Source organism: Mycobacterium sp. (assembly GCF_036490025.1).
Taxonomy (GTDB): domain Bacteria; phylum Actinomycetota; class Actinomycetes; order Mycobacteriales; family Mycobacteriaceae; genus Mycobacterium.
The window spans coordinates 1-6,769 of the sequence record NZ_DASXEP010000046.1; the positions used below are offsets into that span (position 1 = coordinate 1).

General features: G+C 67.7%; 6 protein-coding genes and 1 pseudogene. 6 read left to right on the forward strand and 1 reads right to left on the reverse strand.

What is annotated here, in order from left to right; genetic code table 11:
- Positions 1–155: pseudogene (locus VGG53_RS05410) on the forward strand (CoA ester lyase); the annotation flags it as partial.
- On the opposite strand, the gene VGG53_RS05415 reads toward VGG53_RS05410, so the two are convergent.
- The gene (locus VGG53_RS05415; protein ID WP_331516961.1) at positions 152–772 is read right to left on the reverse strand and encodes an antibiotic biosynthesis monooxygenase; all 621 of its coding nucleotides are present in this window, start codon (positions 770–772) and stop codon (positions 152–154) included. The pseudogene VGG53_RS05410 and the gene VGG53_RS05415 overlap by 4 nt on opposite strands.
- Before the next feature lie 122 nt (positions 773–894).
- Here VGG53_RS05415 and VGG53_RS05420 point away from each other — a divergent pair, with 122 nt between their 5' ends.
- From VGG53_RS05420 to VGG53_RS05440, 5 genes are all read left to right on the forward strand, one after another.
- Complete coding sequence (locus tag VGG53_RS05420) at positions 895–1,284, forward strand: secondary thiamine-phosphate synthase enzyme YjbQ (RefSeq protein WP_331516965.1); 390 nt, start codon at positions 895–897, stop codon at positions 1,282–1,284.
- A 109-nt stretch (positions 1,285–1,393) separates the two neighbouring features.
- Positions 1,394–4,087, forward strand: coding sequence for an alanine--tRNA ligase (gene alaS / locus VGG53_RS05425; RefSeq protein ID WP_331516962.1), 2,694 nt, complete (start codon positions 1,394–1,396; stop codon positions 4,085–4,087).
- Positions 4,088–4,585: a Holliday junction resolvase RuvX gene (ruvX, locus tag VGG53_RS05430; protein WP_331516963.1), complete on the forward strand. Its 498-nt coding sequence runs from the start codon at positions 4,088–4,090 to the stop codon at positions 4,583–4,585.
- A 112-nt stretch (positions 4,586–4,697) separates the two neighbouring features.
- On the forward strand, positions 4,698–5,900 hold the full coding sequence (gene mltG / locus VGG53_RS05435; RefSeq protein ID WP_331516966.1) for an endolytic transglycosylase MltG: 1,203 nt from the start codon (positions 4,698–4,700) through the stop codon (positions 5,898–5,900).
- A complete protein-coding gene (locus tag VGG53_RS05440; protein ID WP_331516964.1) occupies positions 5,878–6,684 on the forward strand; it encodes a shikimate dehydrogenase in 807 nt (268 codons plus the stop codon). Before mltG ends, VGG53_RS05440 begins: the two co-directional genes overlap by 23 nt.
- Positions 6,685–6,769: the final 85 nt, after the last annotated feature.

The window sequence follows — 6,769 nt, forward strand, 5'->3', positions numbered from 1 at the left end:
TCGCGCTCGCCGAGCGCAACCTCGCGGCCTACCGCGAGGGCGAACAGCAAGGCCTGGGCGCGGTCGGAGTCAACGGCGTTCTGGTCGACGCAGCTCACGTCAAAATGGCCCAGGCCACCCTGGAGCGCGCGGCGCTGATCGCGAGGGGCGGCTAGACCAGCTCGGGCACCCGCAAGTGGGCGATGGCCAGTTCGAACTCGCCGACGTCGTGCTGGTCGGCCCCGAGGTCGCGAAGCCGGGCCGTCCGCAGCGACCGGGCCTGATCCTCATTGCGCTGCATCGCGTCGAGGCTGTCGAACGTCGACGATGACACCGCTCGCCACGAGGCACGGTCGATCATGAGGCTGGCGCTGCAGAAGCCGTCGAGTTCCTCGATCGCGGGCAACACCGACGTCCGGTAGAACTCGATGGCCCGGTCGAACTGATCGGGCCGCACCCGCAGCCAGGTGGCCCGCACGCAGGCGCCCGGCCCGGAACGGTGGTCGCGGTGCAACACCGCGATCTCCCATTGGTCGATCACCGGACTGCCCCCAAAGGCCTGCGCCGCTTGATCGCGCATCGGTCGGGCCTGCTCGGCGCTGGCGTGCATGGCTGCTTCGTTGTCCCACGCGGTGGTCGCGATGCAGCGGCCCGATTCGCGGTCGACCAACAACGACAGGCCGACGCAACCGTCGATCTCGCTCATTGCGGGCAACACCGCGTCGCGAACGTGCGCGATTCCGGCGTCGATGGATGCCGGCTGCGCCTGGATAGTGGTGGAGCGCGCATACATGAGTTAGCCCTTCTCGTCTTGGGGCGGCACCCCGGTGGCGCCACCGGTCCTTTCACCACCTTCCTCCGCTGGATTCGCCATGACAATGGGCAAATACGTAGGCTGGTCAGGTGAATACCGATGTGCTGGATATAGACACCGCGCGTCGCCGCATCGTCGATCTGACCGAGTCAGTGCGCGCGTTTTGCTTTCCGCGCGGCGACGGGCTCTGCAACGTTTTCGTCCCGCACGCGACGGCCGGGGTGGCGATCATCGAGACCGGCGCCGGTTCCGACGACGACCTGGTCGACACCCTGGAGCGGTTGTTGCCGCGTGACGACCGTTACCGGCACGCGCACGGATCGTTGGGTCACGGCGCCGACCATGTGCTGCCGGCGATCGTCGCGCCGTCCATCACCGTGCCGGTGCAGGCGGGGGAGTTGCTGCTGGGAACCTGGCAGAGCGTGGTCCTGGTCGACTTGAACCGGGACAACGCCCGCCGCTCGGTGCGAATGTCGTTTGTTCAGGGTTAAACCGCAGGCGGAGTTCGTCGCATGTTCGGCAGAACAGGGCCGGTACTGTGATGCGGTCGAAATAGGCGGCTGAATCGGCTCGAACCCAGTTATAAGAGAAAGCGGAAAAGTGCAGACACACGAGATCAGGAAGAGGTTCCTCGATCATTTCGTGAACGTGGGCCATACCGAGGTGCCGAGTGCCTCGGTGATTCTCGACGACCCCAACCTGCTGTTCGTCAACGCCGGCATGGTGCAGTTCGTGCCGTTCTTCCTCGGCCAGCGCACGCCGCCGTATCCGAAAGCCGCCAGCATCCAGAAATGCATCCGCACTCCCGACATCGACGAAGTCGGGATCACCACCCGGCACAACACTTTTTTCCAGATGGCCGGCAATTTCTCGTTCGGCGACTATTTCAAGCGCGAGGCCATCGAGTTGGCCTGGACATTGCTGACCAACGAAGTCGACGACGGCGGATATGGCCTTGATCCCGAAAAGATCTGGGCCACGGTCTATTTCGATGACGACGAAGCCGTACAGCTGTGGCAGGAGATCGCGGGTTTGCCGGTCGAGCGAATCCAGCGACGCGGCATGGCCGACAACTATTGGTCGATGGGCATTCCCGGACCGTGCGGCCCGTCGTCGGAGATCTACTACGACCGCGGACCCGACTTCGGTGCCGACGGTGGCCCGGAAGCCAACGAGGACCGCTACATCGAGATCTGGAATCTCGTGTTCATGCAGAACGAACGCGGCGAGGGCACCAGCAAGGACGACTTCGAGATCCTAGGCCCGTTGCCGCGCAAGAACATCGACACCGGCATGGGCGTCGAGCGCGTCGCATTCCTGCTGCAGGGCGTGCACAACGTCTACGAAACCGACCTGCTGCGCCCGGTTATCGACTTGGTCGCCACCCGCGGCCCTCGTCCTTACGACGTCGGTAACCACGCAGACGACGTGCGTTACCGCATCATCGCTGACCACAGCCGCACCGCGGCCATCCTGATCGGCGACGGTGTCAGCCCCGGCAACGACGGGCGCGGCTATGTGCTGCGCCGGCTGCTTCGGCGGGTGATCCGATCGGCCAAGCTGCTCGACATCGACGGCCCGATCGTCGGCGAGCTGATGGCGACCGTCCGCGACGCGATGGGCCCGTCGTATCCCGAGCTGGTCGTCGACTTCGACCGGATCAACCGCATCGCGGTCGCCGAGGAGACCGCGTTCAACCGGACGCTGCAATCGGGTTCAAGGCTTTTCGAGGAGGTGGCCGGCGCCACCAAGGCATCCGGCGCGACCGTGCTGTCCGGCTCGGATGCCTTCACGCTGCACGACACCTTCGGATTCCCGATCGAGCTCACCCTCGAGATGGCCGCCGAAGCCGACCTGCAGGTCGACGAACTGGGGTTCCGCGAACTGATGGCCGAGCAGCGCCGCCGCGCGAAAGCCGACGCCGCAGCGCGCAAGCACGCGCACGCCGACCTGTCGGCCTACCGCGAGCTGGTCGACGCCGGGCCAACCGAATTCACCGGATTCGACGAATTGACTTCTGAGGCAAGAATTCTGGGCATCTTCGTGGACGGCAAGCGGGTGCCGGTGGTCGCCCACGGCACGGATGGGGCGGACCGGGTCGAGCTGGTGCTGGACCGCACCCCGCTGTACGCCGAGTCGGGTGGGCAGGTCGCCGATGCGGGCACCATCAGCGGCACCGGTTCCGGCCAGAGCGCCAGGGCCGCCGTCACCGACGTGCAGAAGATCGCCAAAACCCTTTGGGTGCACCGCGTCAACGTGGAATCCGGGGAGTTCGTCGAGGGTGACACCGTCGTCGCGGCGGTGGAACCCGGCTGGCGCAAGGGTGCCACCCAAGGGCACTCGGGCACCCATATGGTGCATGCTGCGCTGCGACAAGTGCTGGGGCCCAATGCCGTTCAGGCAGGCTCGCTGAACCGGCCGGGCTACCTGCGATTCGATTTCAACTGGCAGGGCCCGGTGAGCGAGGAGCAGCGCACCGAGATCGAAGAGGTGACCAACCAGGCGGTGCAGGCCGACTACGAGGTGAACACCTTCGTCGAGCAGTTCGAGAAGGCCAAGGCGATGGGCGCGTTGGCGCTGTTCGGCGAGAGCTACCCCGAGCAGGTCCGGGTCGTGGAGATCGGCGGTCCGTTCTCGCTGGAGCTGTGCGGTGGCACGCACGTGCACAACTCGGCGCAGATCGGGCCGGTGACCATTCTCGGCGAGTCGTCGGTGGGCTCCGGGGTGCGACGCGTCGAGGCGTACGTCGGCCTGGAGTCGTTCAAGCATCTGGCCAAGGAGCGCGCGCTGATGGCCGGGCTGGCGTCGTCGCTGAAGGTGCCGTCTGACGAGGTGCCCGCCCGGGTGGCGAACCTGGTAGAGCGGTTGAAGGCGGCGGAGAAGGAGATCGAACGCAACCGGCTGGCCAGCGCGCGGGCGGCCGCGGCAAATGCCGCCGCGGGAGCGCAGCGCATCGGTAACGTCCGGTTGGTGGCGCAGCGGATGTCGGCCGGCATGACAGCGGGCGATCTGCGCTCGCTGGTCGGCGACATCCGCGGGAAACTCGGCCACGACCCGGCGGTGATCGCGCTGATTGCCGAAGGTGAAGGCCACAGCGTGCCGTACGCCGTCGCCGCCAACCCCGCGGCCCAGGATCTGGGTCTGAAGGCCAACGACTTGGTCAAGCAGCTCGCCGCAGCGGTCGACGGCCGTGGCGGCGGGAAGCCGGATCTGGCGCAGGGGTCGGGGAAGGATTCGTCGGGCATCGACGCCGCGCTCGACGCGGTACGAGCCGAGATAGCAAGGGTCAGCTGAGTGGACTCCGCGCATCGCCTGCCGGACCGGCCCGGCGGCGACGACCCCGGGCCCGGGCGGCGGCTCGGCATCGATGTGGGCAGTGTGCGCATCGGCGTTGCCTGCAGCGATCCGGACGGCATCCTGGCCACTCCGGTGGAGACGGTCCGCCGTGACCGTTCCGCCAAGCATCTGCGACGGCTGGTCGAGCTGGTCGCCGAGCTGCAGGCGGTCGAGGTTGTCGTGGGGTTGCCGCGAACCCTGGCCGACCGCACCGGCCCGTCGGCCCGTGACGCGATCGATCTGGCCGAATTGCTGGCCGGCCGGATCGCGCCGATTCCGGTGCGACTGGCCGACGAGCGCCTGACGACCGTGAGCGCCCAGCGATCGTTGCGCCAGGCCGGGGTCCGGGCCAAAGGCCAGCGTAGGGTCATCGACCAGGCGGCGGCGGCGGCGATCCTGCAGGGTTGGCTCGACGAACGCCGAGCGATGCTGCCCGGGGAGGTCAACGGTGTCTGACAGCCGTGGCGATCGCCAGCGCGGCGTAGCCGGGCGCAGCGGGTCGCGACCAGGGCCGCGTGGCGATCGCCAGCGCGGCGTAGCCGGGCGCAGCGGGTCGCGACCAGGGCCGGTGGCCGTCGGGCCGCCGCGAACGCATTCGCGCGCCGCACGCCTCCGTGCCCGGCGGGAGCGTCGTCGACGCCGGATGGCCCGCGGATTCCTAGTGGGCCTGCTCATCACCGTGGTCGTGGCGGCAGTATTCGCCGGCTCGAAAATGTGGCACAGCTTCGGCCCGCAGAACGACTTCGCCGGTGACGGCAAACAGGACCTGGTGATTCAGGTGCACTCTGGGGACTCCACCACGGCGATCGGCGAGACGCTGCACAAAAAAGACGTCGTCCGGACCGTCAACGCGTTCCTCGATGCCGCGCAAGGCAACGACGCGATTTCGGCGATCCAGCCCGGCTATTACCGGTTGCGCACCGAGATTCCGGCGGCGTCGGCGGTGAAACGGCTTGCCGATCCCGAGAACCGGGTCGGCAAGGTGGTGATCCCTGAAGGCCAGCAGCTCGACGACACCACCGACGTCAAGACCAACGACACCACCCCCGGCATCTTCACCATGATCTCGAACGCCAGCTGTGTCGACTTGGACGGAGACAAGCACTGCGTCGCCGCGGCCGACCTACGCAGCGCGGCCAAGAAGACCCCGCTGGCTTCGCTCTCGGTGCCGGCCTGGGCGGTCGGCCCGGCGACGGCGATGAGCGAGGATCACCGCCGGCTCGAGGGGTTGGTCGCGCCCGGAACATTCAATGTCAACCCCTCGGCCGACCCGCAGACGATTCTGGAATCGCTGATCAGCGCGAGCACACAGCAATACGTGAAGTCGGGTCTGCTGGACACCGCGACCGCGATGAACATGTCGCCGTACAACGTTTTGGTGGTCGCCTCGCTTGTGCAGCGGGAGGCCAAGCCGCAGGACTTCCCGAAGGTGGCGCGGGTCATCTACAACCGGCTCGCCGAGCACCGCACGCTGGAATTTGACTCGACGGTGAACTATCCGCTGGATCGCCGCGAAGTTGCCACCACCGACAGCGACCGCGCACAAACCACGCCGTGGAACACCTACGTCGCCGAGGGACTACCCGCGACACCGATCTGCTCACCGGGCACCGACGCGCTCAAGGCGGCCGAGCATCCCGAGGACGGCGACTGGCTGTATTTCGTCACCATCGACGCGCGCGGCACGACGTTGTTCACCCGCGACTATCAAGAGCATCTGGCGAACATCGAGTTGGCCAAACGCAACGGTGTCCTCGACTCCGCGCGCTAGACGAGCGGCGGTGCTCGGTTCGCCGATCGCGCATTCACGCTCTCCGCAACTGCACCTGGCCGCCTACCGGGCGCTGGGCCTGGACGGGTGGAGCTACGAGCGAATCGAGTGCGGCGCCGAGGAACTACCCGGCCTAGTCGGCGCGTTCGGGCCGGAATGGGTCGGGGTGTCGGTGACGATGCCCGGCAAATTCGCCGCGCTGCGATTCGCCGACGCGCGCACCGACCGGGCCGAACTGGTCGGTTCGGCCAACACGTTGCTGCGAACGCCGAGTGGCTGGCGGGCCGACAACACCGACGTCGACGGGGTGGCTGGTGCCTTGGGCACGGCAGCGGGCGCCGCGGTGGTCGCGGGATCGGGTGGCACCGCGCCGGCGGCGATTGTGGCCCTCGCCGAATTGGGCGTCACCGACATCACCGTCGCGGCGCGCAACCCGGACAAGGCCGCCGGGTTGGTCGATCTTGCTCGTCGAGTCGGTGCCGCGGCGCGGTTCTGCGATCTCAACGGCGGCGCGGTGGCGGACGCGGTTTCTGCCGCCGGGGTGCTGGTCAGCACCCTGCCCGCCGACGTCGCGGCGCGTTACGCGGAGTCCCTCGCCGGCGCGCCGGTGCTGCTGGACGCGATCTATGACCCGTGGCCGACGCCGCTGGCCGTCGCGGTTGCCGCCGCGGGTGGCCGGGTGATCAGCGGGCTGCAGATGCTGCTACACCAGGCGTTCGCCCAAGTCGAACAATTCACAGGGCTACCCGCGCCCCGAGCGGCGATGGCGGCCGCTTTGGATTAGCGTGCCGCGCATGGTCATTGGGGCGGCGCTGCTCTGGATGGCGGTGCTGAGCATCTACGACGTCACGCAGCGGCGGTTGCCGAAC

Excerpts from the sequence above, each read along its gene's own strand:
- VGG53_RS05415 (WP_331516961.1), bottom strand. The coding sequence starts at position 772 with ATGTATGCGCGCTCCACCACTATCCAGGCGCAGCCGGCATCCATCGAC.